The organism is Halopenitus salinus (genome assembly GCF_042662125.1).
In the GTDB taxonomy this organism is placed as follows: Archaea; Halobacteriota; Halobacteria; order Halobacteriales; family Haloferacaceae; genus Halopenitus; species Halopenitus salinus.
This window is the reverse complement of sequence record NZ_JBHSXL010000009.1, coordinates 516,151-542,079: the sequence shown is the minus strand read 5'-3', so window position 1 is coordinate 542,079 and position 25,929 is coordinate 516,151. Positions and strand designations below refer to the sequence as shown.

General features: G+C 67.8%; 26 protein-coding genes and 1 tRNA gene. 14 read left to right on the top strand and 13 right to left on the bottom strand.

Features of this window, described 5'->3' with window-relative positions; all coding sequences use genetic code 11:
- The first annotated feature begins 141 nt into the window (after positions 1 to 141).
- Positions 142 to 1,221, top strand: a complete 1,080-nt coding sequence (locus tag ACFQE9_RS12200; protein WP_379744921.1) for a transcription initiation factor IIB — start codon at positions 142 to 144, stop codon at positions 1,219 to 1,221.
- Positions 1,222 to 1,907: 686 nt separating this feature from the next.
- On the opposite strand, the gene ACFQE9_RS12195 is transcribed toward ACFQE9_RS12200, so the two are convergent.
- The 4 genes from ACFQE9_RS12195 to ACFQE9_RS12180 form a co-directional block, all read right to left on the bottom strand.
- Entirely contained in the window at positions 1,908 to 2,726 is an 819-nt protein-coding gene (locus tag ACFQE9_RS12195; RefSeq protein ID WP_379745605.1) for a nitrilase-related carbon-nitrogen hydrolase, read from the bottom strand.
- A gap of 90 nt (positions 2,727 to 2,816) precedes the next feature.
- On the bottom strand, positions 2,817 to 3,281 hold the full coding sequence (locus tag ACFQE9_RS12190) for a CoxG family protein (protein WP_379744918.1): 465 nt from the start codon (positions 3,279 to 3,281) through the stop codon (positions 2,817 to 2,819).
- Between the two features lie 48 nt (positions 3,282 to 3,329).
- Positions 3,330 to 3,560: a DUF7123 family protein gene (locus ACFQE9_RS12185; protein ID WP_379744915.1), complete on the bottom strand. Its 231-nt coding sequence runs from the start codon at positions 3,558 to 3,560 to the stop codon at positions 3,330 to 3,332.
- A 66-nt stretch (positions 3,561 to 3,626) separates the two neighbouring features.
- The gene (locus tag ACFQE9_RS12180) at positions 3,627 to 3,809 is read right to left on the bottom strand and encodes a DUF7525 family protein (protein WP_379744912.1); all 183 of its coding nucleotides are present in this window, start codon (positions 3,807 to 3,809) and stop codon (positions 3,627 to 3,629) included.
- Positions 3,810 to 4,018: 209 nt separating this feature from the next.
- Here ACFQE9_RS12180 and ACFQE9_RS12175 point away from each other — a divergent pair, with 209 nt between their 5' ends.
- The 7 genes from ACFQE9_RS12175 (at position 4,019) to ACFQE9_RS12145 (ending at position 10,281) form a co-directional block, all read left to right on the top strand.
- Entirely contained in the window at positions 4,019 to 5,275 is a 1,257-nt protein-coding gene (locus tag ACFQE9_RS12175) for an LEA/WHy family protein (RefSeq protein ID WP_379744909.1), read from the top strand.
- A 41-nt stretch (positions 5,276 to 5,316) separates the two neighbouring features.
- Entirely contained in the window at positions 5,317 to 5,547 is a 231-nt protein-coding gene (locus ACFQE9_RS12170; RefSeq protein WP_379744906.1) for a hypothetical protein, read from the top strand.
- Between the two features lie 121 nt (positions 5,548 to 5,668).
- Entirely contained in the window at positions 5,669 to 6,247 is a 579-nt protein-coding gene (locus ACFQE9_RS12165; protein WP_379744903.1) for an SRPBCC family protein, read from the top strand.
- A gap of 84 nt (positions 6,248 to 6,331) precedes the next feature.
- Positions 6,332 to 6,403, top strand: a tRNA-Ala gene (locus ACFQE9_RS12160).
- 574 nt (positions 6,404 to 6,977) lie between these two features.
- Entirely contained in the window at positions 6,978 to 8,480 is a 1,503-nt protein-coding gene (locus tag ACFQE9_RS12155; protein WP_379744900.1) for a COG1361 family protein, read from the top strand.
- The gene (locus tag ACFQE9_RS12150; RefSeq protein WP_379744897.1) at positions 8,477 to 9,139 is read left to right on the top strand and encodes an ABC transporter ATP-binding protein; all 663 of its coding nucleotides are present in this window, start codon (positions 8,477 to 8,479) and stop codon (positions 9,137 to 9,139) included. The genes ACFQE9_RS12155 and ACFQE9_RS12150 overlap by 4 nt, the downstream gene beginning before the upstream one ends.
- Entirely contained in the window at positions 9,136 to 10,281 is a 1,146-nt protein-coding gene (locus ACFQE9_RS12145; RefSeq protein WP_379744895.1) for an ABC transporter permease, read from the top strand. Before ACFQE9_RS12150 ends, ACFQE9_RS12145 begins: the two co-directional genes overlap by 4 nt.
- 54 nt (positions 10,282 to 10,335) lie before the next feature.
- Here ACFQE9_RS12145 and ACFQE9_RS12140 read toward each other — a convergent pair whose 3' ends face one another.
- Positions 10,336 to 11,076, bottom strand: a complete 741-nt coding sequence (locus ACFQE9_RS12140; RefSeq protein WP_379744892.1) for a universal stress protein — start codon at positions 11,074 to 11,076, stop codon at positions 10,336 to 10,338.
- Positions 11,076 to 12,500 carry an APC family permease gene (locus ACFQE9_RS12135; RefSeq protein ID WP_379744889.1) on the bottom strand — a complete coding sequence of 475 codons (1,425 nt, stop codon included), beginning with the start codon at positions 12,498 to 12,500 and terminating at the stop codon, positions 11,076 to 11,078. The genes ACFQE9_RS12140 and ACFQE9_RS12135 overlap by 1 nt, the downstream gene beginning before the upstream one ends.
- Before the next feature lie 139 nt (positions 12,501 to 12,639).
- Here ACFQE9_RS12135 and ACFQE9_RS12130 point away from each other — a divergent pair, with 139 nt between their 5' ends.
- Entirely contained in the window at positions 12,640 to 13,224 is a 585-nt protein-coding gene (locus ACFQE9_RS12130) for a DUF7524 family protein (protein ID WP_379744886.1), read from the top strand.
- An 18-nt stretch (positions 13,225 to 13,242) separates the two neighbouring features.
- Here the strand turns inward: ACFQE9_RS12130 and ACFQE9_RS12125 are convergent, their stop codons facing one another.
- Both ACFQE9_RS12125 and ACFQE9_RS12120 read right to left on the bottom strand, forming a co-directional pair.
- Positions 13,243 to 14,550 carry a DR2241 family protein gene (locus tag ACFQE9_RS12125; RefSeq protein WP_379744883.1) on the bottom strand — a complete coding sequence of 436 codons (1,308 nt, stop codon included), beginning with the start codon at positions 14,548 to 14,550 and terminating at the stop codon, positions 13,243 to 13,245.
- A gap of 4 nt (positions 14,551 to 14,554) precedes the next feature.
- Positions 14,555 to 15,427 carry a CbiX/SirB N-terminal domain-containing protein gene (locus ACFQE9_RS12120; protein ID WP_379744880.1) on the bottom strand — a complete coding sequence of 291 codons (873 nt, stop codon included), beginning with the start codon at positions 15,425 to 15,427 and terminating at the stop codon, positions 14,555 to 14,557.
- A 160-nt stretch (positions 15,428 to 15,587) separates the two neighbouring features.
- Here ACFQE9_RS12120 and ACFQE9_RS12115 point away from each other — a divergent pair, with 160 nt between their 5' ends.
- Both ACFQE9_RS12115 and ACFQE9_RS12110 read left to right on the top strand, forming a co-directional pair.
- Complete coding sequence (locus ACFQE9_RS12115; protein ID WP_379744877.1) at positions 15,588 to 16,109, top strand: DUF7523 family protein; 522 nt, start codon at positions 15,588 to 15,590, stop codon at positions 16,107 to 16,109.
- 125 nt (positions 16,110 to 16,234) lie between these two features.
- Positions 16,235 to 16,540 carry a hypothetical protein gene (locus ACFQE9_RS12110; RefSeq protein WP_379744874.1) on the top strand — a complete coding sequence of 102 codons (306 nt, stop codon included), beginning with the start codon at positions 16,235 to 16,237 and terminating at the stop codon, positions 16,538 to 16,540.
- A 129-nt stretch (positions 16,541 to 16,669) separates the two neighbouring features.
- Here the strand turns inward: ACFQE9_RS12110 and ACFQE9_RS12105 are convergent, their stop codons facing one another.
- From ACFQE9_RS12105 to ACFQE9_RS12090, 4 genes are all read right to left on the bottom strand, one after another.
- Positions 16,670 to 19,162, bottom strand: coding sequence for a DUF7527 domain-containing protein (locus ACFQE9_RS12105; protein WP_379744871.1), 2,493 nt, complete (start codon positions 19,160 to 19,162; stop codon positions 16,670 to 16,672).
- Between the two features lie 177 nt (positions 19,163 to 19,339).
- Complete coding sequence (locus ACFQE9_RS12100) at positions 19,340 to 19,816, bottom strand: NUDIX hydrolase (RefSeq protein WP_379744868.1); 477 nt, start codon at positions 19,814 to 19,816, stop codon at positions 19,340 to 19,342.
- A gap of 164 nt (positions 19,817 to 19,980) precedes the next feature.
- Positions 19,981 to 20,946, bottom strand: a complete 966-nt coding sequence (locus ACFQE9_RS12095; protein ID WP_379744865.1) for a transcription initiation factor IIB — start codon at positions 20,944 to 20,946, stop codon at positions 19,981 to 19,983.
- 269 nt (positions 20,947 to 21,215) lie between these two features.
- A complete protein-coding gene (locus tag ACFQE9_RS12090) occupies positions 21,216 to 21,608 on the bottom strand; it encodes a winged helix-turn-helix transcriptional regulator (protein WP_379744862.1) in 393 nt (130 codons plus the stop codon).
- Between the two features lie 153 nt (positions 21,609 to 21,761).
- Here ACFQE9_RS12090 and ACFQE9_RS12085 point away from each other — a divergent pair, with 153 nt between their 5' ends.
- The 3 genes from ACFQE9_RS12085 to ACFQE9_RS12075 all read left to right on the top strand — a co-directional run bounded on the left by ACFQE9_RS12085 (position 21,762) and on the right by ACFQE9_RS12075 (position 25,243).
- Positions 21,762 to 22,976, top strand: coding sequence for a M24 family metallopeptidase (locus tag ACFQE9_RS12085; RefSeq protein WP_379745602.1), 1,215 nt, complete (start codon positions 21,762 to 21,764; stop codon positions 22,974 to 22,976).
- A 7-nt stretch (positions 22,977 to 22,983) separates the two neighbouring features.
- On the top strand, positions 22,984 to 24,168 hold the full coding sequence (locus ACFQE9_RS12080; protein WP_379744859.1) for an MFS transporter: 1,185 nt from the start codon (positions 22,984 to 22,986) through the stop codon (positions 24,166 to 24,168).
- 82 nt (positions 24,169 to 24,250) lie between these two features.
- A complete protein-coding gene (locus ACFQE9_RS12075) occupies positions 24,251 to 25,243 on the top strand; it encodes an ornithine cyclodeaminase family protein (protein ID WP_379744856.1) in 993 nt (330 codons plus the stop codon).
- 48 nt (positions 25,244 to 25,291) lie between these two features.
- Here the strand turns inward: ACFQE9_RS12075 and ACFQE9_RS12070 are convergent, their stop codons facing one another.
- Positions 25,292 to 25,798 carry a DUF5797 family protein gene (locus ACFQE9_RS12070; RefSeq protein WP_379744853.1) on the bottom strand — a complete coding sequence of 169 codons (507 nt, stop codon included), beginning with the start codon at positions 25,796 to 25,798 and terminating at the stop codon, positions 25,292 to 25,294.
- Positions 25,799 to 25,929: the final 131 nt, after the last annotated feature.

Sequence of the window (25,929 nt, the reverse complement as noted above, 5' to 3'; positions counted from 1 at the left end):
TGTGATATCATACCACGACATATTTATATACTCTTAGTTCCTAACTCGGAGTGAAGGAACGAGCGAGGTCGGGATTTTATATCGCTTTCGTCCTCCTCATCGCGGCCCGTACAGGGCGACGACGTCCGTTCAGTTCAACACATGAGTAAGACCACCTTCCGCGCCCACCGGCGCACGACCGACGAGGAATCGACCACCGACGAGCGAAGGACCACCGACGAGCGAAGGACCACCGGCGAGCGAGCCACGGCCGAGTCGGAATCGACGACGGAGACCGAATCCGAGACGACCTGTCCCGAGTGCGGGAGCCGGCTCGAACACGACGGCGCCGAGACCGTCTGTTCGGGCTGTGGACTCGTCGTCGAGTCCGACGAGATCGACCGCGGTCCCGAGTGGCGCGCGTTCGACTCGAGCGAGCGCGACCAGAAGTCGCGCGTCGGCGCCCCCACGACGAAGATGATGCACGACGAGGGCCTGTCGACGAACATCGGCTGGCAGGACAAGGACGCCTACGGCAACGCGCTCTCCTCGAATCAGCGCCAGAAGATGCAGCGGCTCCGGACCTGGAACGAGCGGTTCCGCACCCGCGACTCCAAGGAGCGCAACCTGAAACAGGCGCTCGGCGAGATCGACCGCATGGCCTCCGCGCTCGGCCTCCCCGAGAACGTCCGCGAGACCGCCTCCGTCATCTATCGGCAGGCGCTCGACAACGACATGCTCCCCGGCCGATCCATCGAGGGGATCGCCACGGCGAGCCTGCAGGCCGCGGCCCGGATGGAGCAGGTGCCGCGGTCGATCGACGAGATCGCCGCCGTCAGCCGCGTCGACGCCGAGGAGTTCAAGCGGGCCTACCGCTACATCAACCGCGAGCTCAAACTGGAGATCAAGCCGGCCGACCCGGTCGAGTACCTGCCCCGGTTCGCCAGCGAGCTCGAGGTGCCCGACGAGACCGAACAGTACGCCCGCCAGCTGCTCGAACAGGGCAAACGGCAGAACGTCCACAGCGGCAAGTCGCCGGTCGGGCTCGCGGCCGCCGCGATCTACGCCGCCGGCAAGCTCACGAACGTCGATCTCACCCAAAGTGAAGTGAGCGACGCGACGGACATGAGCGAGGTCACGATCCGAAACCGGTATCAGGAGCTGCTCGAGGCCGAGGAGGCCCGATTCCCCGGGTTCGCCGAGGGTGACGCGGAGGCCGAAGCCGAGGCCGCCGGCGTCTGATCGCGTACCGACTGACGTGTTCTGACGGAGATCGGATCCGAGTCCAGCCACGGCGTACAAAGTCCAGCTACGACGTACACAAACGATCGTTCGCTCCTGGCGAGCGAACGATCGATCGGGCCGGTGACTGACCAAGCCACTGTGGGAGCACTAGTCCACAGGCGGCGTCCGACGGTCGGCGTCGATCGCGGAACGCGGACGCCGATAGATGATCATCGCTCGAGGCGATATAACCGGCCTCTTCGCGTCAAAACTAGCGACGGACGTCCATCGAAGTTTTCGATGAGTGAATATCGATGCGGAGATGCCGACTGATTCACGTCTTTCGATCAATTTCACGGACGTATGACGATGATCGTGAATTAGTTCTCCAATCGCGGGGATACGTCTCGAGCGTCGGCGTTCGTTCACGAACGACGGGAGCGGTGACGGGTGATGTGCGCGGGCGGGACGGACGTGGCGGATCCAGCCACGGTCCGTCCACATCACCCGACGGTCGGGACGGGAGCGGATCGATACCGACGTTTCGACGAGAAAAGCGCCGAAACACCGGCGAGGGGTATTACTGCGTGCTCCCGAATAAATGTATGGAACCGAGGATACGTCTGGACGTTTCCTTCTCCGTCCGTCGCGCCGTTTCCTTCCCGGGCCACCTCGCGTTTCCCCTCACGGTCAGCTCGTACTTCTCACCGATCGCTGCGTCGATCGCGAAGGGCGGGGAAGTCCTCGCGTATCGAGGCGACTCGGCCGGGATCGACGTCGGCGTAGACCACGTCCGGGGCGTCGTCGGTCGTGGAAACGGGCGTTCCCCAGGGGTCGTAGACGGTCGTGCGACCGAGGAGGGTGTCGCCGCCGTCGAAGCTCCCGCTGCCGTTGACGGCGGCGACGTACGCGAGGTTCTCGATCGCACGGCTTCGTGCGAGCGTGCGCCAGTGTTCGACCCGCGGGTAGGGCCACGCGCTCGGCACGATCACGAGGTCGACGCCCTCCTCGAGGAGCCGTCGATACAGCTCGGGAAACCGGAGGTCATAGCAGGTCGTGACGCCGATCCGGACGCCCGACAGCTCCGCGGTCGTGAGCCGCTCGCCGGGCACGAGCCGCTCCGCCTCCGCGGACTCGTAGCCGAACAGGTGGTGTTTGCGGTAGACGAGCCGCCGCTCGCCGGTCGAATCGAACAGCACGGCCGTGTTGGCCAGCCCCGTCGAGTCCGGGACCGCGAGTCCCGCCTCGGCGGAGGCGCCGAGGTCCTCGACGATCGTGCCCGCGAGGACGGCGACGCCGTGCTCCGCCGCCCGCGCGCGGAACCGTTCGAGCCGCTCGCTCTCGAGGCTCACGGCGGCACGGGGATACGCGTCGAAGGCGAAGTATCCGACGTCGAAGAGCTCGGGGAGTGCGATCAGGTCGGCGCCGCGATCGGCCGCGTCATCGACCGCGGCGAGCGCGCGCTCGAGGTTCCCGGCGACGTCCCCGCCCTCGATCGCGAGCTGGACGCAGGCGATCCGCATCGGGTCGGCCTCGGCTCCGGGATCGATCGGGGTCGACCGGGCGTCCGCGGCGGGAGCGGTCGGTGAATCGCGTTCAGTCATCGGGTCGGATCAGCCGTCGGTCCGGGATGGGGTGTCGCTTTCGGCGCCCGCGGGGAGGCCGAGATCCGAGCGGAGCTCGCGCTCGAGCCGGTCGAGTTCCGCCTCGAAGTTGCGCTTGAAGAACGTCTCGACGCCGGGGAGCGCCCCCTCGACGACGAACTCGTTTCGCAGCCGACAGCCGCCCTCGATGGCCTCGATCGTGTGTTCGCCGGTGACTCGAAGCGCGCGGGACTTCCCGACGAACTTCACCCGGGTCGGCGGGTCGCGTTCGACCTCCCTCGTCTCGACGTCGATCGTGGATCGAACCATCGGGATGGGGAGGCTGATGTGCCAGGTGGCGCGTCGGTCGTCGTGGACGTCGTAGGACTCGACGACGCTTATCACGTCGGCTCGTTTGCCCGGATCCGAGATGAACGCCCACACGTCGTCGGGATCGGCGTCGAACTCGAAGGTCCGCGAGACACGGACGGTCATATTCACCGCTACGCGAGGGGATGGTTAAAAAAGGGTGGATCCCGGGGCTCAGGGTGCGGACTGGGTGACCCGCCAGGTGGTCGAGCGGGCGCGGCCCCACTTTTCGATGTCGACCTCCTCGGACTTCTCGGCGAGGTTCGGGAGCCGGCTGCCGACCTGCTTGGCGGTGAGCCCGATCGCGTCGGCGATCGTCCTCGAGCGAACGTACTGTTCGCCGCGGGAGACGCTATCGTGGAGGTACGCGAGGATCCGTTTTTCCTCCTCCGTATACTCCGTCATTGTCGACATTACGTGTCGGCGATATTTAAACGGAACGAGGCGGGGCGACCGATCGCTCCCGCCGAGTCACTCGAAGAGGTGGAACGCGGAGACCGCGATGATCGCCGCGACCATCGCGACGCCGAAGCCGGCCGCACGGTTGATCTGTGACGGTCCGACGTACATGAGCACCGCTCCGAGCACGACGATCGCCGCGAACGCCAGTCCGACGCCGAGTCCCTTGTCCGATCCGGTGATACCAGCCGTCATGCTCGGACGTTCGCGGCGCGACACTTAGTCCTGTCTCAACGCGGCCGTCGATCCCGTCTCGGTTCGACGTCGGTTCCGTCCCGTTCGATCGATAGTCCCGTCCTGGTTCGGCCGCTAGTCCCGTCCCGGCTCACCGTCAGCCCCGTCCTTCGACCGTCACGCGTCGACCACCTTTATACGGTCCCGCCGCAACCTCCGCGTACGACAGCATGGCACCGAGTTGGATCCCATCGGTCGGCCGGCGGCGGCTCCTCCTCGTCGGCATCGGCGGCATCGTGCTTCTGGTCGGGGGCGCGGTCGCCCTCGGCATTCTCGGGACGCCGAGCGTGACCGGCGTGGACAACGGGTTCGGCAACGTCACCGAGAACGTGACGGAGATCGAGACCGACATCCACCTCCACAACCCCAACCCGATCGGCGTGACGGCCGGCGGGCTCACGGTGGATTACGAGGTCCGTCTGAACGACATTCCGATGGCCAACGGAACCCGCGAGGGCGTCTCGATCGAGGGCGGAAACTCGACGCTCTCTACGACCTCGGAGATGAACAACACGCGCATTCCGGCATGGTGGGTGAGCCACCTGCGCGCGGACGAGCGGACGACGCTCACGGTTCACGCCGACGTCCACTCCTCGCTTCTCGGCCGGTCCTTCGACGCGCCGGCAGTCGAACGGCAGATCGAGACCGACCTCATCGAGGCGTTCAACTCCGACGAGGACCGCGAGTTGAACGCCGATAGCGCGATCGTTCCCGATCCCGTACTGATCGTGCGCGAGACCCGCGGCGAGTGGGGAACGGTCACCGAAAACGAGACCGAGATCCGCATGCAGTTCGTCGTGTACAACCCGCGGTCGTTCCCGGTCACGATCTCCTCGATCGGCTACGACATCGGGATGAACGGGATCGACATGGGAAGCGGTGAAAGCGGGGGTCCCTACGTCATTCCGCCGGGAGGCGAGGAGACGATCGACGCCACCTTCCGCCTCGACAACCAGCACCTCGACGAGTGGTGGGTCAGCCACCTCCAGAACGAACAGGTTACGACGCTCAAAGCCGACTTCTACCTGCGCGTCAACCTGTCTGACGGCGGCGGATCGACGGTCCGGATCCCCCTCGACACGATGGAGCGTACCATCGAGACGGACATCTTCGGCGAGGACGCGAGCGGGGAGAGCGGGACCGACGGCGGCGGAACGAACGGGACGGAAACGCCCACGGGCACGACAACGTCCGGCGGCGAGACCGGGACGAGCGACGGGACCGACACGCCGACCGAGACGGCAACGCCGACACCGACCGAAACGGAGGACCCGATCATCGGAACGGAAACGGAGACGGCCACCGAGACGGAGACGGAGGCGACTACCGAAACGGAAACAGCCACCGAGACGGAGACGCCAACGGGGACCGAAACGGAGGACGACGGGCTCCTCGAACTGGAGGCCGTCGACGCCCGGACGACGTGAGGACCGGGGAGGTTTTGAGGACGCCCGGCGAACCTTTCCTCGTGAGCGATTTGCGCGACCGACTCGATTCCGATCTCGGCGTCTATCTCCTCTCGGGAGCCTTCAGCGTCCTCGTCTTTTTGATCGCGCTCGCCGGGTTGGCGTACCTGGTCCCCGGCGGGCTGGGCCGTCGCCGGCTGTTCGGGTTCGTGGTCGGATTCCTGCTTTTCGTGGCGTCCTACCTCGCCGCCATGTGGATCTACCGGGAGATCGGCTCACGCGAGCAGACGTAGAACGCGGTCGGTGGAAGGCGGTCGGGCCGCCCAAGTGATGGGCGACGGGCCGCACACCGAGGTCGTGGCGTCCCGTTCGTTCGACGGCCGGTTTTAAGACTCGTCCGGGGTAACGACGTCCGTGGACGAACTCGTGGTCCGGACGACGGTGTATGCCGAGCCGGAGGCGGTCTATGAGTTTCTCGTGGATTTCCCGCGGTACGCCCGCTACTCCGAACACCTGGAACACGTTCGCCGGATCGACGGCGACGGCGGGCCGGGAACCCGGTACGCGTTGACCTTCGGCTGGTGGCGGCTCACCTACACGGTTCGCTCGGAGGTGACCGAGATCGCCCCGCCGGAGCGGATCAACTGGGCGATCCGCAAGGGAATCGACGCGACGGGCCACTGGGGGATCACGGCGATCGAGGGGGACGTCGAGCAGGCCGACACCGCGGGCGTGGATGTCACGGACGAGGACGACACCGCGGCCCACGCCGACGTCTGCGAGGTGGAGTTCTCGGTCCGCTTCGATCCCGATTCGGCGAACTCCGACGCGCTCGATCTTCCACGGTTCGTCTCCGTGGAGTGGGTCCTCCGGCGGGTGATCCCGCTCGTGCGCGAGGAGGCGGTTCGGATCGTCGAGCGTGCCGTGGCGGACCTGGAGGGGCGCGAACGCGAGGTCGATCTCGAGGTCACGATCGACTCCGAACGGCTATGAGGCGATCGCCGTGTGAGGGACTCCCGGGAGACGGCCGATTCGAAGCCCTTATGATGGAACCGGGGATACGATCGGTCGCGGAGCGGGCTCGTAGATCAGTGGTAGATCACTCCCTTGGCATGGGAGAGGCCCCGGGTTCAAATCCCGGCGAGTCCATCCCGATTCATCTGTCGTGTCGATTATTGTTAAACCAACGGTAAATCCTCTGTACGCCCAATTATCGGCAGAATCGAATTTCGAGATCTTCCCCACAGTTAACCGATTAGCTTTCGGATCCGAACGCGGGTCGTCGCCGTACGGCGGTCGTCTAAGGGAAGATCTGCGATGACGGAATCCGAAAACGCCGTCATAAAGCCGGTATGCTGTGAATTTTGTGGACGTCCGATCGGCAGGGATCTCGATCGTTGTCCCGCCCTCGACGAGGGGAGGCGCCACCCATGATGGAGATGGGGGCCAACGTCTCCGACGAATGCCGGAACTGTGATCCGACGTCTCACAATCGTTCCGTTGCGGTTTCGGAGATCCCGGCGGTTCTCGTTGGAGGGATCACCCGTTGAGACTCGATTGGCCCCACGGTCACCGATAAGTACCTACGGACCGTGTCCGAACACGTGACGACGACACCCCCTCCACGGTTCCCGCGACGCCCCGGCGGAACGGACGATCCTCCCTCGAGCGATCGACGGCCGAACGGTCCGGCGCCACGAACCGACGTCTCGCCGCGATCGCGATGACCAGAACCGTCCCGCTCGCGATCGCCGCGATCCTCGTGGTCGGTTCGATCTCGGTTGGTGCGAGCGTCGCCGGGTCCGCACCGACCGACGTCTCGATCCGGTCGGCGAACGCCTCGATCGACCAACCGGCGCCCGGCGAGACGTTCACGGTGACCACCGAGGTGGCAAATCCACAGGGCAACGGGAAGGCCGTCGCGGTGACCGACGTCTACATACGGAAGACGGACAGCGCGACCGAGTACGCCAGGGCCGAGGACGTCGGCGCGATCTCGCCCGGCGAGTCGATACGGGTTCCGCTTCCGGTCCGGATCGACGAGCGCGGCGAGAAGCGTCTGACCGTCCACGCCATCGGACGGACCGAAAACGGGAGCCCGAGCCACGCGCGGTTCCCGCTTTACGTCGACGTCTCCGAGCCGGACGACGTGGTCCTCTCCGTGGCCGACCCCGACGAGGTCGACCCGGTCGCGGGCGAGGAGACGGAGATGAACGTCACCGTCTCCAACGGCGGGTCGGGCGCCATCTCGAACGCGCGGCTCGAAGTCGGCGGGGACGCACGCGTCGAGAACGCAGAACGGGTGGCGGCCACCGTCGAATCGGGAGCGCAGGTCACCTACACCTATCGTGTAACGTATCCCGACTCGGGAACCGGAACGCTCGATGCGACCCTCGCGTACGACGTCGCCGGCGGGACGACTCGGACGGCGAACCGGACCATCACGACCGAGGTCGAGCCGGCGACCGTCGACGCCGATCTGACGACGTCGATCGGGGTCGAAAACGGAAGCACCGTGATCGAGGCCACGCTCGCGGAGTACGGGAACGCGGAGCTCCGCGACGTACGGCTCCGAGCGGTCGCGGACGGAGGAACCGTCGAGCGGGCCCTCCTTGAGGACGTGCCCGCGGAGGAGTCGCGAACGGCGGTCCTTCCCGGTGACGACGTGCCGCCCGGCGAGGTGTCGATCGAGGCCGACTACACGGCCGCCGGCGAGCGGCGAACGACGAGTGAGACGATGCGGTACGCCCCGCAATCCGCGTCCAATGTGGTCCTCTCCGGCCTCGAGTTCGACCGCGAGGAGTCGACGCTCGTCGTCTCCGGGGACGCCGCGAACGTCGGGAGCGGCGACGCACGGTCGGTGCGGGTCGAGGTGGTCGGGTCCGAGGGCGTCCGCCCGGTCCCGCCGAACCGCGAGTACTTCATCGGCGCGATCGACGCGAGCGAGTTCGGGACCTTCGAACTCACCGCGAACGCCTCCGCGGGCGTCGAGACGCTCCCGATTCGCGTCCAGTACGCCGTCGACGGCGAGGAGTTCTCGCGGATCGTGGAGGTCGACGTCGGCGATCCCGGGGCGGCCGAGGCCGCCGACTCCGAGGGGTCCGGTTCGGGCGGGCCGCCGGGTATCGGCCTGCCGGCCCTCGCAGCGGTCGCCCTCGTAGCCGCGATCGGGATCGGCGCCGTGATCTGGCGACGACGCGGCGGCTCATCCGACGAGTCGAGATGAGCGTCGTCGAACTCACGGACGTGCGAAAGCGGTACGAAAGCGGCGGGGAGACCGTGGAGGCGCTGAAGGGGGTCGACTTCCACGGCGACCGCGGGGAGATGGTCACGGTGATCGGCCCATCCGGGTCCGGGAAGAGCACGATGTTGAACGTGATCGGCCTGCTCGACACGCCGACCTCGGGGACGGTCAGGATCGACGGACGCGACGTGACCGACTTCGACGGGGACGAGCTCACCGAGGAACGGCGATCGGAGATCGGGTTCGTCTTCCAGGACTTCCACCTGCTTCCCATGCTCACCGCCGTCGAGAACGTCGAGCTCCCGTCGATGTGGGAGACGGACGTCGACCGCCACGACCGGGCGATCGATCTGCTTCGACGCGTCGGACTCGGCGACCGGCTCCGACACACGCCGGATCAGCTGTCGGGGGGACAACGCCAGCGCGTCGCCATCGCCCGGGCGCTCATCAACGAACCCGACCTGCTGCTCGCCGACGAGCCGACCGGGAACCTCGATCGTGACACCGGGGCGACGATCCTCGACGAGGTCACCCGGCTCAAAAACGAGGAGGACGTCGCCATCGTGGCGGTGACACACGACGAACAGCTGGTCGAGTACGCGGACCGAACGGTCAACCTCGTCGACGGGGAGATACGATGAACCCGATCGAACGGCTCTGGCGGTTCCCGAGCGTGTTGATGGCGTGGCGGAACCTGGGTCGAAATCGCGTCCGGACTGGACTCGCGGCGCTCGGGATCGCCATCGGCGTGATCGCGATCGCCTCGCTCGGGATGGCCGGCGCCGCCATCCAGTACCAGGCGACACAGGACCTCGGGAGCCTGACGAACGAGGTCACCGTCACGACCGGCGAGGACAACCTCGAGGACGGCCTCACCGACGCGCAGGTCCGCGAGATCGAGACGGTCGTGGCCGGCCAGGCGGTGATTCCCCGGAAGTCGAGCGACACGATCCTCGAGGCGAACGGGGAGGGTGCGCGGGTGAGCGTGACCGGCGTCGAGCGGGCCGACGCGCTCTACGACGCCGAGGAGGGGGAGGTACCCGACCGGCTCACCGCCGGCGCGCTGGTGAGCGCGGACGTCGCCGACGAGCTCGGGCTCGAGATCGGCGATCCAATCTCGTACGACGGCCGACTCTACCGGATTCGGGGGATCCTCGAGTCCGAACAGGGGTTCGGTCCGGGAGGTGGCGGCCAGGTCGTCGTGCCGATCGACGCGCTGCGCGAGGAGGAGTACTACACGAGCGTCACCGTTCTCGCGGAGGACGGCGAGACGGCACAGCGACTCGCGGAAACGATCGAAACGCAGATCAACGACCGCGGGGAGGAGATGGTGAGCGCCACCACCCCCGCCAGCATCCAGGAGAGCGTCGACTCGTTTTTGAACACGCTCAACCTCGCGCTCCTCGGGATCGGGTCCATCTCGCTCGTCGTCGCGAGCGTGGCGATCCTCAACGTGATGTTGATGAGCACGATCGAGCGCCGCGGCGAGATCGGCGTGCTCAGAGCCGTCGGGATCCGGCGGGGGGAGGTGTTGCGGATGATCCTCGCCGAGTCGGTCTTCCTCGGCGTCATCGGCGGCGCAGTCGGCGTCGTGGTCTCCTTCGGGGTCGGACTCGTGTTGAATCACGTCCTCCTCGAGGACGCGACCCTCGTTCTCGAGTGGAACGCGTTTCGATACCTCGTCTACGGATTCGGGTTCGCGATCGTCGCGAGCCTGCTGAGCGGGTTCTACCCGGCCTGGAAGGCCGCAAACGAGCGGCCGGTGGAGCTGCTTCGCGATTAGCGGATCGGGCGATCGGCCCGAGTCGGGTGAGCGGGTCCTCCCCTCGAGGTGTCGTTACGCCCCGTCGTCGACGCCCTCGTCGTCAATAGTCCCGTCGTCAACGGTCCCGTCGTTTCGAACGACGAGCACGGGTCCGACGGACGCCGACGCGACGCGCTCGGACGCGTCCCCGAAGACGAGCGAGCTGAGCGACGGCGCCGTTTCCCCCATGACGATCGCGTCGTGTCCGGACACCTCGCCGAGGAGGCCCTCGATCGGGGACGCTCCGATCGCGAGCGACGTCCGAACGTCGATCCCCTCGCTTCGGAGCCGTGCCGCGGCCGACTGGAGCCGTTCGTCGGCGGTCCCCGCCTCGGCCTCGTCGGCGGCGAGAAACAGCGTTACGCCGATGTCGCGGCCATCGACGAGATCCGAGACGAACGAGATGACGCGGTCGATGGAAACGTCGCCCGAAATCGAGACCAGGAGCCGGTCGACGTCCCCGGTCACTCCCGTGATCGCCAGGGCGTTCGCGTCGATCTCCTCGGCGACCCGCTCGACGGTCCGTTCGCGATCGTGTGTGAACACGAGTCGATGGTCGGCGGCACCGCCGGCCGATCGGAACTCCTCGCTCAGATCCACCAGCGCGTCCGTCGCTCGGTCCTCGTACTGGAGGCGGGCCTGATCCGGCGGCGTCTGTTCGGGCAACACGTGATAGCCGAGCACGGTCACGTCGACGCTCCCGAGAAGCGACATCAAGCCGGGAGAGACCGCCTCCCCCTCGAGAACCGCCACCGGAACAAGCACGCGTGTCATTACAGGACCCCCTTGAGAGTCACGTCGCGGGCATAATAGAGGTACCACCCGGCGGAACCGACGATGACGAACAGGCCGACGCCGATCGAGGCCGGATCCATGAACGCGATGAGTCCGAAGCTCGCGATCGCGCCGAGGACGGGGATCGTCGGTCCGCCGGGGACGCGAAAGTCCGGGTCGTACCACTCGGGGGCGTCCCTGCGGATCGCCACCAAGGAGACGCAGATCAGCCCGTACAACACCAGATGTAGAAACGAGGCGACCTCCGCGAGAAGCTGGACCTGTCGGGTCGCCGCGAGCACGATGATCGGGCCGCCGGCCATTCCCAGCGCGACGGAGGGCGTCCCGTACCGGAGGTCGATCCGGCTGGCCCACCGCGGGAGGAGCGCGTCCTTCGAGACGCCGTAGATGGCCCGGGAGGTGCTCAGGATCGACGCGTTCGCCGAGGACATCGTGGCGAGCAGTCCGCCGACGACGATGACGAAGGCGCCCCCGACGCCGAGCAGTTCGCGGCCGATCTCGACCATCGCCGTCTCGCCGAGCTGGCCGAGTTGCGTCCGATCGAAGACGTTCGTCGCGACGAGGATCGTCAACACGTACATGACCGTGACGACCAGAACGGACCCGATCATCGCCAGCGGGAGGTTCCGACCGGGGCGTTTCATCTCGCCGGCGACGGTCGCGATCTGGGCGAACCCCAGGTAGGACGTGAACACGAGCGCGGCCGTCGAGAGTATCGGGAAGACCGTCCAGCGATCGGCCTCGGTCCCGCCCGTCGATTCGTCGCCGACGAACCCCGCGACGTCGAGCAAGCCGAACACGAGGAACGCCACGAGCATCGACAGGAGGAGGACCACGATGGCGTTTTGGATCCGCGCCGCGTTCTCCGTCCCGGTGAGGTTCACCACGGTGAAGCCGATCCCGGACAGGACGGCGATCACCGAGACGAGGACGCCGGGATCGGCCCCGACGGAGATCCCGACGATGGAGAGCGCATCCAGCGCGTAAAACCCCAGTCCGACCAGGTAGAACGCGGTCGCAAACACGAGCCCGAGCCAGAGCGAGAGCCCGACGACGGTCCCCGCGAGCGTACCGAGCCCGCGGGAGATGAAGTAGTAGCCGCCCCCGCTTTTCGGCATGGCGGTCGCCAGCTCGGAGGCGGGTAGGGCGACGAGCAGCGCCACGACCCCGCCGACCGCGAACGAGGCGGTCGCGGCCGTGCCGACCGCGGCGCCCGCGAGCCCCGGGAAGACGAAGATCCCCGCGCCGATCATCGTCCCGATGCCGATCGCGAGCCCGCCGGTCAACCCGAGCGTCCGTTCGAGCTCCGAATCGTCGGTGATCGTCGCCGAATCGGTTTCGACGACGGTCTCGACGACGGGAGCGTCCCCCTCGATGTTGGTCCCGCCCGGTTCGTCGCTCATACGGGAGCGTACCTCACGGCCAGTCGACAAATAGCTGCGGGAAAATGAACGCGGTTCCGTCTCGCTCGCGCCCTCGTCGACCGGGAACGAGCGCCCATCGGCGTCAACCTTTTTCTACCGTGGCCTCCCAGGTGTGTGCGTGCAGACGCTCCCGGTCGAGGTGAACGGCGACGGGGTCCATTCGATCGACGCACCGGATCGGATCACCACGGACGGTCCCTTCGAGGTCGCCATCGACAACCGCGGACAGGCCGCACACGTCCACCTCAACGTCGACGACGACCTCTCGCGAGTGGCGGGAGTGGCGACGACGAACCACTACCTCGAGGCGGAGTCGCGGCGGATCGTCCACGTCGACGTCGACCCCGACCGACCGGAGACGACGGTGCGCGGGAAGCTCAAGCTCGTCGTCGGCCACGGATCCGGAAGCACTTACGTGACGGTCATCGTCGAGCCGCCGCCGGAGCGCGAGCGGTCCGTCGTGGTCGACGAGTCCCTCGCGGAGCCCCCCGACCGCGATCCGGAACCCTCCGCCGTCGAACGCGCGGCCGGGACGGTCGACTCGACGCTCGACGGGAGCATCCTCCCCGCGATCGTCGTCGCCGCCATCGCCGCCATCGTCGCAGTCGCGGTCGGCGTGACCGTCCAGACGCCGGCGGTCATCCTCGGGGCCGCGGTCGTGCTCGTCGCGGTCGTCGCCGCGACGGTGGTCCTGTTCCGATAGGCCGAAGCCGACCGTCGATCACTCCGCGTCCGGATCCGTCTCCACGCCACAGAGGTTGCCGTCCTCGTCGAACCGCTTCGCGCGCAGGAACCGCGTCCGATATCGGTTGGCGCCCTCGTAGACGTCCGCCTCGCGGATCTCCGGAACGCGTCCGTCCGCGACCGCGTCGATGATCGCTTCGACCTGCTCCTTCTCGCTCGGCGTGAGATCGAACTCGTAGGTGCGTTCCCGCTCGCCCTCCAGTTTCGTCCACTGTCGAGCCGCCGAGATCACGAGCGAGCACGGCTCACGGCACGGGAACGCGCCGTCGCCGCCGTCGACGTCGAGCGGCGTTTCCGCGTCGTAGTCCCACTCGCGCCGCTTGAGACACTGGGAGTCAACACAGCAGGTCTCCGCCACCCACTCGACGTGTTCGTGGCCCGCGCCGCGGTCCCAGGTCTCGATGACGCCGTAGATCCCGGTCTGACGTTCGATCGCCTCGTGCCAGTGGGTGACGTCCAGCTCGCCTCGACCCTCCCGGTACCAGTTCGCGATCGTGGCGGGGTAGAACGTCTCGACCGTCTCATAGCAGTCGCGGGCCTCGAGGTCCGGAAAGACCCAGCCGGTCGGAAGCGACGGGGCGGTCTTGAGCGGCCGGTATCGATCGTCCTCGTCGTAGGTCGCGATACCGCGTGCCGCAAGCGGATCGTGGTGGGCCTCGAGATGCTCGCGCTCGAGGTCGGCGGCGTCGACGTGGCGGATCTCGTACCGGCGCGTGCCGTCACTCTCGAGGGTCGTCCCGATCCGAAGCTCCCCCCACTCGCGGACCACGCCGTCGGCAAGCGCCGCGTAGCGGTCGCGGAGCACCTCGGCGGCTCCCGCGTGATCGTCCCGCGTCCCGCCGCCCGTGCCGTCGTCACCCCCATCGACATCATCGTCGAACGGATCGACCCCCTCGAGCCACCGGAGAAACGATCCGCGGGGTCCCGCGTCGTCGACGATCCGCTCGTGGAAGTACCAGTCGGAGACGGGAATCGGGTGATCGCGTGCGAGGTCGGTCAACTCGTCGGCCGAGAGGTCCGCGTGCGTGTCCCCGTCGATCTCGAGGGTGTATCCGTCGGCGGTCCGCGCCAGGCGGAAGCCAGGAGCCACGAGCGTCGTACCACGATCGGCGGTGGTAGCGTCATCGCCTTCCTCCGCGTCGACCGCCGCCCGAAGGGCGTCGATGGCGGCGTCGGGGAGGGCGACGGCGGGCACGTCGTTCGGCGTGTCGTCGCCAGTGCGTTCATCGTGAGGACGTTCATCGCCGGCATCGCCGTCGGCGTTCGCGTCGGTACGCGCGTCCATCGGGCTAGTCATCCCCCGTCGCGACGCGGGTGGTCTCGCGGACGGCCGAAAGCGAGTCGCCGACGTCGGCGCCGGCGTCGGCGGCGCGCTCGAGGACGACGTCGGCCAAAAGCGGCTCCGTCCCGACCGCGCCCGCATACCAGATCCGGTGGCCGTCGACCTCGGCGGGGACCGAATAGCCCGTTCTGTAGTCGTCGGTGAGCCCCATGTCCTCGGGGATGTCCTCCTGGGTGTGGAAGCCGTCGGCGATGAACAGCGGGACGACGACGACGTCCTCGGTCTCGAAGTGGTCCGTGACGTCGTCGACCTCCGGCTCCTCGTCCATATAGAGGGCCTGCACCTCCTCGAAGCAGTCGAGATCGCGGATCCGGTCGGCGTGGTACTCGATGGCCTTCGCGGAGTTCTCGTTGCGTTCGGTCCCGTGGCCGACGACGGCGAGGGCGAATCCCTCGCCGACGTCCGGATCCCCGGTGACCGTCTCGGCGCGTCGAACCAACACGTCGGTCATCGCCTCGTGGGTCCCGACCGGGCCGCAGTAGTGGACCGTCTGTCCGGTGTCGGCGGCGGCCAGCGTCGCCTGGTCGGCCGAGAGCCCGTCGGATCCCCAGCGGTCGACGTCCCATCCGGACAGCCGAAGCTCGCGGGGGATCACCTGCTCCGTGAAGTAGCCCTCCGAGATGAAAAGCGGGACGACGTACACCTCCTCGCCCTCGACGGTTCGAAGCACCTCGCGGAGGTGGGGCTCCTCCTTCCAGAAGCCCGTTCGCACCTCCTCGAAGGCGCCGACCTCGCGTATCGTGTCCGCGTGGTCGTGTGTGGGCGCGCTCGAGTCCGGATTGAGGTGTGACCCGTGGGCCACGATGACCAGCGACTGCATGCGTCGATCTGGGGCCGCGTCGGCCTTAGGGACTTCGGAGACGACGACGGTTCTCGCGTCGGTCGTGGCGGCCGCGGGGACGACGGCGAGGACCGCAGCCGCGCCCCGCGTTCGAGGACGACCGCGAAGACCTATACCTCACGGACGCCCGTGTTTTCACATGTCGCTCGCTGCCGACGCTCGCGAGGCCGTCCGGGCCAGGCCGTTCGTTCACGCCGGGCTGTGTGCCGGCGTGCTCAACTACGCCGCCGCCGCGACGTGGCTGATCGACGATCCGAAACTCGACCTCCCCGACGAGCCGGAGGCGGTCGCGACCGCGCTGCGGCGGTTCGAGGCCGACCTCCCGGAGCACGACCGCGTCCCGACGTCCGCCAGCGTCTCGATGCGAAGCGGCGTCTCCGTGGCGAATTCGGGGGACGACTCCGACGGCGACGTCCTCTCCATCGCCGGGATCGGCCTCGAGCGCGGCGGCTCCGCGACCGCGATCGTCGCCGACGGCGACCTGGACGCGAACGCGCTCGCGTACGTCCTCCGCCGGCTCGCGATCGACGGGATCGAGGTCGAGGCGGCCGGGATCGCGGAGGGCACGTGTCTGGTGCTCGTCGGCCGCCGCGAGGGCGTGTCCGCCCTCCGGACGATCGAGGACGCGATCGAGGCGGTTCCGTCGGTCGTCGGGTCGTGAACCGTCGATCGGGATCGATCCGAACGGAACGGTTAAGACCTCGTGCGTGGTAGTTCGTGGCAACACACCCCGTTCCGCCTCGGACAGCAACTTTTAAATCGGGGCATGACAAGTTAACATGTGTCATGATAGACCGACTTGAGAAGGAAGTCGACATGCTGGAACGACATCTGCAGGTGCTCAAGATGGTGATCGGCAACGAGCCGATCGGCATCGTGAAGATGTCTAACGAGACGGGATACCCACATCACAAGGTCCGGTACTCCCTTCGCGTGCTCGAGGAGGAGAACCTCATCGAGCCGTCGAGCCAGGGAGCGATCACGACCGAGCGCACCCAGGAGTTCGTCGACGAGCTCGACGACAAGCTCGACGACATCGTCGACAAGCTCGGCGAGATGCGGATCGACTCCGCGGCCGAAGTCGAGAACTGACACGGCAGCGACGGTTCGTTTCTACGTCCGACGACTCGGGGGCACGAAGAGCCGCCGTACCGTACTCACAAGGAGACCGCGTTCGCGAGAATGCGATGATCTCGAGGGTTGGTGTCCGGACGAGCCGATCTACAGTTCCGGAACGGTGAGGTGGAACCCGCCGTCGCGCGACTCGGCCAGACACAGGTGGAACCCGCGCTTTCTGGATATCTTGACGTAGCTTCGCTTCTTCGATCGGCTCAACAATCCGCCGCCGGTCGCGTCGCCGGCCGCCTCCAACGCCTCGGGCTCGAAGAAGCTCGAGGTGACCCCGAAGCCGGCGGCGAACTCCTCGCTCGATTCGGCGATCCGACTCCCGTTCTCGACGAGGTCGTTGAGCGAGCTCTCGACGGTCGGATCCCGACCGTCGTTGAGGTCAGCGACGATGAGGGGGTTGCCCATCCGGTCGCGCAAGACGAGATCGAAGGTCCGCTGCTCGCGGTGTTCCTCCCCGTTCTCGGTGAAGGTAACCGAGACGGTTCCGCCGATCTCGCTGCGGTCGATCTCCGGAAGCACCTCATAGAGGTCCTGCAGGCCGCCGATCGCGCCCGTCTCGCGGATCTCGAAGGGCAGCTCCGTGACGAGCCAGTTCGTGAACCCGTACTCCATCGTCGAGGTCAGGAACTCCCGGTAGGGTTGTCCCTCGACGACGACGTCGTCGTCCTCGAAGCTCGTGTGGTGTTCGATCCGGAGGTTGGAGACGAGCTCGTCGCGGTCGGCCTCGCCGGCGTGGACCTTCTGGAGCGTGGCGCCGCTTTTCGAGTCGTACCGGATGAAGAGGTTCGTCTCCGCGATGGCCTCCTCCGCGGAGATGACTCGCTCCCCCTCCGGGAGCTGGGAGCGGGCGTTCGAGAGCTCGGTTCGAACCCGATCGAGCTCCTCCTCGAGCTCCGAGACGCGCTCCTCGAGACGCTGCGTCTCCGCTTCGAGATCGTCGCGTTCCTCGACGAGCCGGTCGCGCTCCGCCGCCAGCTCGTCACGCTCCTCCGTCGCCTGCGTGAGCTCGCTCTCGAGGCGATTGATCTCGCGGTTCAGTCGGTTCCGCTCGACCGAGGGCCGATCGCGCTCCGTCACCGCGCCCTCTCTCGGCTCCTCGGCGGTCGAGGTCGTCCGCGGGGACGGCTCGTCCCCGCTCGTCGAGGACCGATCGGAGCTCCCCGAGCGCGATCCGGACTTCGTCTCCGATCCCGACTTCGACTCCGATCTCGACGTCGCTCCCGATGCGGCGCTCGCGCTCGTCGAGCGGCCGCCACGCTCGCCGTTTCCGCCCGACCCCGATCGCGCGTCCTCCGGCGGACGTGGTCGCGACTCCGAGGGATCGAGCGACGGGATGGACTTCGCCTCCCGCCACTCCGCCTCCTCCGAGAAGACGTCCTCGTCGTCCGGCACATCGGAGTCGTCGCCCGACCGTGCCCGCGTTCCGGGGTTTCGGTCGGGCCCGGAGCCGGATGGAGCCCGGTCGGATTTGGAATCGGAGGGTGCCCGGTCAGGTTCGGAATCCGATCCGGCTCGCGTCTGCCGCGAAGTCCCGGACGTGTTCCGGGATCGATCGGGCGTCGAAGCGGCGGGATCGCCGGTCGAGTCGCCGGTCGAATCCGCGCGATCGGGATCTTCTCCCTCACCCGCAACGTCCTTCTCTCCGGCGACGTTCTCCTCTCTCGCGACGTCCTCTTCCCCGGTGTTTTCGACCTCCTCAGCCGGATCGGAACCGTTCGTGCCGGCGTCGGGAGATGCCTCGGCGGAAGTCGACGCGGTGGAGTGGGCGTCGTCGCGCACGTCGTCGCTTCCGGCCGGTTCATCGGCTTCGGCCGGATCGGTCGCGGCGGACTCGTCGACGTCGCTCGACGGTCCGGTGTCGGGCGGATCAGCGGAATCGCCCCGATCGGCGCCGCCCGGATCGGTCCCGGCGTCCGTTCCGCCGATTTCGATCCCGCCTTCGGATCCGCTCGAGTCGGATTCGTCGACCGATCCGGCCGCCGCGGTCGATCCGGCCGCTCCGGCCGCTCCGGCCGCGGCGGCGGAGCCACCCGGCCCGGACCCGTTCGCTTCGGGAACCTCCCTGACGTCGAGGTCGACCTCGTAGACCGTGTATATCCCGACCTCGTCGTCGGCGAGTTCGAACGCCTCGGATCCGGTCTTCACCTGTCGGGCGTTGCCCACGAAGGCGGCCGACAGCGACTCGCCGCCGTAGTAGGCCACGTAGTAGTCCCCCGACAGCACGTTCTCCGAGAGCTCGATGTACCCGGTGAAGTTGCCGGCCGAGAGCGTTCGGTCGGCCTCGGAAACGGGCGTGTCGTTCGTGTAGTACTTCGTTCGCACCTCGCCGCCGCGCTCCTGCATGGCGAACAGCAGCGGGAGCGATTCGTGGGGGGCCTCGTAGGCCGTCCCGGAGGCGTCCTCGAACTCCGAGAGGTCGCCGTCGGAAACGCCGACGATGCGGCCGTTCAACATGAACAGCCAGGCGGCGCCGTCGGTGACGACACCGGAGAACCCGCGGTCGGCGAGGCGCCGCAGCCCGGCGTAGCCGTCCGAGATGGTCTCGCCCTCCCACTCGGTCACGACGTCGATACGGTCGGCATCCATTGGCGATACGTCACCGGAGGCGAGGCAAATAGTTTCCGGAGGCGAACGACGCTCGTCTGACGCCTGCCCGCGTGGATCGGCCGTTTTCGTGGAATACGGGTCGCCGAATCATCGCGTCGGTCGGCGGTGGTGGGTTATCCCGACCGGCGGGGGTGCGTTATCCCGGCCGGCGACGCCTCATCGCGTCGCCATCACCGTCTCGATCGCCTCACAACCGAGCTCGACGACGTCGTCGTCGAACGAACCCGCACGGAGGTCCGCCGGCGTATACCACGCCCACCCGTCGGCGCCGACCTCGTCGTCGCCGGTCGGGTCGACCTCTCTCGCGTCGGCGTGGGCGAAATAGAGGTGGTCGACGTGCTGGTGGCCGACCCGGCCGTCGGCATCGACGTTGATGTCGTAGAGCATGAGGTGGGCCGGCTCGGGGATTCCGCGTCCGTTCGGCCCCTCGATCGGGGTCACGTCGGCGACGAGATCGGCCTCGAGGCCGGTCTCCTCGCGGGCCTCCCGGATCGCGGCCTCGTGGGGGAGCTCGTCCCGGTCGACGTGTCCGCCCGGCGGAACGCGGATCCCGAGCCGGTCGTGTCGGTGTAGAGCCGTCGCGCCGTCGTTGACGAGGTAGACGGTCGCGGTGAAGTGGCGGGTCGTCTCCATACCGTCGCCTCGGCGGGGAGCTATTTGGAAACCGCGATCGGCGAGGCGAAGTCGATGGTGATCAACTCGGGTGCGATGAAGTGATGGCGGCGAAGCCGGGGCCGATGAAGTGATGGCGGCGAAGTCGGGGCCGATGAAGTCGGGGGCGACGATCCGACCGGACGTCACGGCATCGCGACGTCCTCTTCGGCATCGAGCAGCTCGTGGTACCGGTTTCGGATCGTGACCTCGCTGATGTTCGCCACCTCGCTCACCTCGTTTTGGGTGACCTTCTCGTTGGTGAGCAGCGCGGCGGCGTAGACGGCGGCGGCGGCGAGTCCAACCGGCGACTTCCCCGAGTGGACGCCGCGTTCCTTCGCCGTCTTGAGCAGCCCCCTGGCGCGCATCTCGGCCTCGTCGGAGAGGCCGAGGTCGGAGGCGAACCGGGGGACGTAGCTCTCCGGATCGGCCGGCTGGATCTCGAGGCTGAGCTCGCGGACGACGTAGCGGTACGTCCGGGCTATCTCGTCCTTTTCCACCCGCGAGACGGCGTCGATCTCGTCGAGGCTTCGCGGCGTCCCGGCCTGGCGGGCCGCGGCGTAAAGCGACGCGGTGGCGACGCCCTCGATGGAGCGTCCGGGGAGGAGATCCTCGTCGAGCGCCCGCCGGTAGATGACGGAGGCGGTCTCGCGGACGTTCTCGGGGAGGCCGAGCGCGGAGGCCATGCGGTCGATCTCGCCGAGCGCCTGTTTCAGGTTGCGCTCCTTGGAGTCGCGGGTGCGGAACCGCTCGTTCCAGGTCCGCAACCGCTGCATCTTCTCGCGCTGGCGGCTCGACAGCGACCGGCCGTATGCGTCCTTGTCCTGCCAGCCGATGTTCGTCGACAGGCCCTTGTCGTGCATCATCTCGGTCGTCGGGGCGCCGACGCGCGACTTCTCGTCCTTCTCGCGCGAGTCGAACGCGCGCCACTCGGGACCGCGGTCGATCTCGTCGGACTCGACGACGAGGCCGCAGTCCGAACAGACGGTCTCGCCGTGTTCGGTGTCTGTCTCGAGGTGGCCCCCGCACTCGGGACAGCGAAGGGTCTCGTCGTCCTCCTCGCGTTCCTTCTCGGTTCGATCGCGGGTCTCGTTTCGTAGGTTTTCGCTCATTGGCTGGTGACCGGGCGGGCGTCGATCGGCTCCGAGAGATGCGTCTCGATCCCGCGTCCTTCACCATAATGTAGGGGCCCGAGACATATAAGCATATCGGTAATTTTCTGTACTATTCAGATCGGAAAATGGATTGATACGCCTCGATCATCCAGCATTCGATCGATCCGGGATTCTTATCGATCGGCCGATCGATGGCCAGCGACGAGTATATAATGGTTACGGATCGGTGACCGTGGATCTTCGAGGTTCGGGTACACTCCGACCCGTCACTCCCGCGGGGAATCGGTCTCTGATGGGTCCGCGAGGTGTTCGAGCCCCCAGTCACGCATCGCGTAGATCACCGGTTGCAGGGATCGCCCGTGGTCGGTGAGCGAGTACCGGACGCGGACCGGCTTGTCGCTTATCACCTCGCGATCGACGAGCGACTTCTCCTCGAGGTCCTCCAGGCTGTCCGAGAGGACCTTGCTCGAGATGCCGTCGACCGCGGTCTGCAGCTCGTTGAACCCGCTCGGGCCGTGATCGAGGAGCCGGTGGATGATCACCGGGTGCCACTTCTTGCCGATGAGCGACGACGTCGTCGTCACCGGACACCACTCCTCGCCCGCACACCAGACCTCGAGCTCCCCGATCTCCTCCGATCGTTGCGTGCGGTCGTTCATATTCCCGAATTGAACCCGTAGATCGATAACGATTACGTGCGAACTCCGGGTGGCGACACGTGATCCGGGACGCCGAGGGAGAGCAGACTCTCCGCGAAGCCAACCACTATACCGGATGCCGACGGACGTCGTTCCATGACCGCTGACCGCGCGATCGACGCGTCGAGGCTCGCGGACGCGCTGTCGGAGGCAGGGACCGACGGGTACTTGATCGACGCCTCCCAGGACGATCCCGACCAGCTCTACCTCTCGGGGTTCACCGGGCCGGACCCGTTCTTGAGCCTGTACGCGGACGGGCGGACCCACCTCCTCGTCTCGGGACTCGAGTACGGACGCGCGAGTCGACGGTCGCGTGCCGACGTCGTCGAGCGATACGCCGACTACGGGTACGACTACGGCGACCGCGATGACCGCCTCGACATGTACGCCGCCTTCCTCGAGCGTCGGGAGGTGGGATCGGTGTCGATGCCCCCCCGAGGGCCGATCGGGACCGCCGACGGGCTGCGCGAACGGGGTATCGAGGTCGTCGTGGACCGAACGGGGGTCCTCGAGGAGCTTCGAGCGGTGAAGACGGACGCGGAGATCGACAACGTCCGGTCGGTCCAGCGAGCCACCGAGGAGGCGATGGCTACCGCTGAGGACCTGATCGCGTCGTCGACGATCGCGGGAACCGACGGGAACGGAGACGACTCCAGGACCCGGATCGGGTCCGACGAGGAGGCGATCGAGCCCGGGACGCTGGTTCACGACGGCGAGCCGCTCACGAGCGAGCGCGTCAAGACGGCGATCGAGATCGCGCTGTTGAAACGAGGCTGTGCGCTCGAGGAGACGATCGTGGCCTGCGGCTCGCAGGCCGCCGACCCGCACGATCGGGGATCGGGCCCGCTTTTCGCCGGCGAACCGATCATCGTGGACGTCTTCCCGCGCGACAAGGCGACGAAGTACTTCGCGGACATGACCCGGACGTTCCTGCGCGGCGAGGCCGACGGGACGGTTCGCGAGTGGCACGATCTCACCCACGAGGCGCTTCGGGAGGCGACCGACGCGGTCGAACCGGGAGTGACGGGCGAGGCGGTCCACGAGGCCGCCTGTGCGGTGTATGAATCGGCCGGGATCCCGACGCTTCGAAGCGATCCGGACACGGAGACGGGGTTCATCCACTCCACGGGCCACGGCGTCGGGCTCGATATCCACGAACTCCCGCGGCTGTCGCCGGGCGCCGGCGAACTGGAACCCGGTCACGTCGTCACCGTCGAGCCGGGGCTGTACGATCCGGCCGTCGGCGGGGTCCGCATCGAGAACCTCCTCGTCGTCACCGAGGACGGGTGTGAGACCCTCACCGACTATCCGATCGAACTGGAGGTGTAGACGTGCGGTGAACTGGCGGTACGAGCACACCGTCCTCTCGCTTTGTACGCTCGCGTTCGCGGCGACGATGGTCGCGAGGCTCGCGATCAGCCCCGTCGTCCCCCTCATCGCGGCGGACTTCGGCGTCAGCTACTCGACGATCGGCCTCGCCCTGTCCGCGATGTGGGCCGCCTACGCGCTCTCGCAGTTCCCCTCCGGCGTTCTCGGCGAGCGATACGGCGAGCGACGGCTCATCCTGATCGCGGTCGGCGCCACCGCGACCGCCGCCGTTCTGCTCGCGATCTCGCCGACGATCGCGGCGTTCATCGCGTTCACGGTCGTGTTGGGAGCCGGTGCGGGACTGCACTACTCGGTCGCGACGACGCTTCTCGCCCGGCAGTTCGACGACATCGGACGCGCGATCGGCGTCCACGTGTCCGGCGGCCCGATCGCGGGACTGCTCGCGCCCCCCGCCGCCGCCATCGTCGGGGCCCGCTACGGATGGCGGTGGGCGATGGGACTCGGCGCGGTCGTCGCGATCCCCGTGTTCGTCCTGTTCGCCCGGCGCGTTCGGCCCACCGAGCCGCTCCGTCCCGACCAGTCGATCCGCGAGCGGTTCGCGCTCGGACCGCTCCTCGAGTTGCTCTCCCGCCCGTCGATCGCTTACACGACGGGACTCTCCATGGTCGGCGCCTTCTGCTGGCAGGCGACGGCGTCGTTTCTGCCGGCGTTCCTGACCGACGCGGCCGGGCTCTCGACGGCGTCGGCGAGCCTGCTGTTCTCGCTGTACTTCCTCGTCCACGGCGGGACCCAGCCCCTGACGGGCGCTCTCTCGGACCGGTGGGGACGCGACGTGACGGCGACGGTCACGATGGGCGCGGGCGTGGTTGGATTCGGCGGGTTCGTGTACGCGGCCGCGAACGATGCCGGACCGCCGGTGCTCGTGGCGTCGACGATCGTGTTGGGGGTGGCGATGTCGTGGGGAGCGCCCATCCAGTCGCGGTTCATGGACCTCCTCGGGGACGCCGAGCGGGGGGCCGGATTCGGGCTCGTCCGCACGGTCTACATGATCCTCGGCGCGAGCGGGAGCGTGATCGTGGGCACCGTCTCGGATCTCTCCGGCTGGCTCGCCGCGTTCGGCCTGTTGGCCGCGGTGATGGGGCTCGGCCTCGCCGCGCTCGCGATCAACCGGATTGGGAGACTCGGACTGTGAGGTGGGCGATCCGGGACGAAACGTGCCGGGAGGCGGACCGTGAGGCCGGGAGCGTTATTTCGGCCCCGTCCGTGGGGACGGTATGCGCGTACTCTCCGATTCCGACGTCGAGTCGGTGCTCGATCTCACGGAGCTGCTCGCGGTCGTCGAGGAGGCCTTCGAGCGTCAGGGTCGCGGCGAGGTCGAACGTCCCGAACGCCCGCACTTCCCGGTCGGGAAGGGGCTCGTCCCGCCGGGAGATCCGGACGGCGCGGCCAGCGACGAGCCGCTCGGGACCGGGCTGGCGATGCCGGCGTACATCCACGGCGCGGACACCTACGCCACGAAGCTCGTGGGCGTCCACGAGGGGAACGCGGAGCGGGGACTCCCCACGGTCAACGCCACGATCGCGGTGACCGACGCGGCCACCGGGCAGCCGGTCGCCTACATGGCCGGATCTCGGGTGACGAACGCCCGAACCGGCTGTATCGGCGGCCTGGCGGCACGGGCGCTCGCGCCGGAGGGGCCGGTGACGCTCGGGCTGATCGGGGCCGGCCAGCAGGCGCGGTGGCAGGCGCGCGCCATCGACGCCGCGACCGACCTCGAGCGCGTTCGGGTGTACTCCCCGAGCGACTCGCGAGTCGCGTGCGCGAGCGACCTGCAGGCGGAGGGCATCAACGCGGTCCCCGTCGAGTCGGCCGCGGCGGCCGTGACGGACGCCACGGTCGTCGTCACCGCGACGACGGCGCGAAGTTCGGTGTTCGACGGCCGCGATCTGCGGGACGGGGCGCTCGTGGTCGCGATCGGTGCCTACACGGAGTCCATGCGCGAACTGGACGAGCGGACGATGCGCCGCGCGGACCGGATCTTCGCGGACGTCCCCTCGGAGGCGGCCGAGACGGGCGACGTGCCGTCGGCGTTCGCCGACGAGCTGATCCCCTTCTCGTCGGCGCTGTCGGGAGCGGCGGGACGCGAGACGGACTCGGAGGTCATCGTCGTCGAGTCCGTCGGGACCGCGGTGCTCGATGCCGCCGCGGCCGAACACCTCCACGAGGCGGCGCTTTCGGCGGGCGTCGGAACCGAGATCGGGCTGTAGTCTCAGCTCGCGACGTACGCGCGGTGGCCAGAAGCGGCGTCGATCCTCCTACTCCGCGATCTCGACGTCGATCTCCGCACGCTCGACGGCGAGTCGGAAGGTCGGCACGGTCCGGTAGACCGTCTCGACGACGTTCTTGCGCTCCAGGCTCCGAAGCGCGCGTCGGACGTCCTCGACGTCGGGATCGAGGTCGAACTCCTCGCGGACCTTTCGCAGGACGCTCACGACCGACTCGGAGCGCTCGTCGGGTCCGGCGACGACGTCGAACACGCGTGCCTCGAGTTCGGGGACGCGGATGACGCTCGGCGTGCCGTTCGGATCGTTCGCGTCCGCCTCGATCCCGGGTTCGACGTCGACGAGGTCGGCCGCCTCGGGCGTTGCGCGGATGAGACTGTCGTCGTCGCGGTAGTAGTGGTCCTTCAGGTGGGACTCGAGGTAGCCGTGGACCTCGCTTCCCGACTCCATGTCCCACGCCTCCTGCAGCGCCGCGTTCTTCGTCGGCTGTAACCGCACGACGTCGGCCAGCCGGGCCAACTCCTCGTCGGTGAGACTCATGGGGTGGGGTATCGTTCGCGTCTGTAAGGACGTTCCGAAACGCCTCGGTGGGATCGAAGCGCCTCAACGAGATCGAAGCGCCCGAGGGAATCGAGGCGCCTCGGTGGGATCGAAGACGATCCCGCCGGATC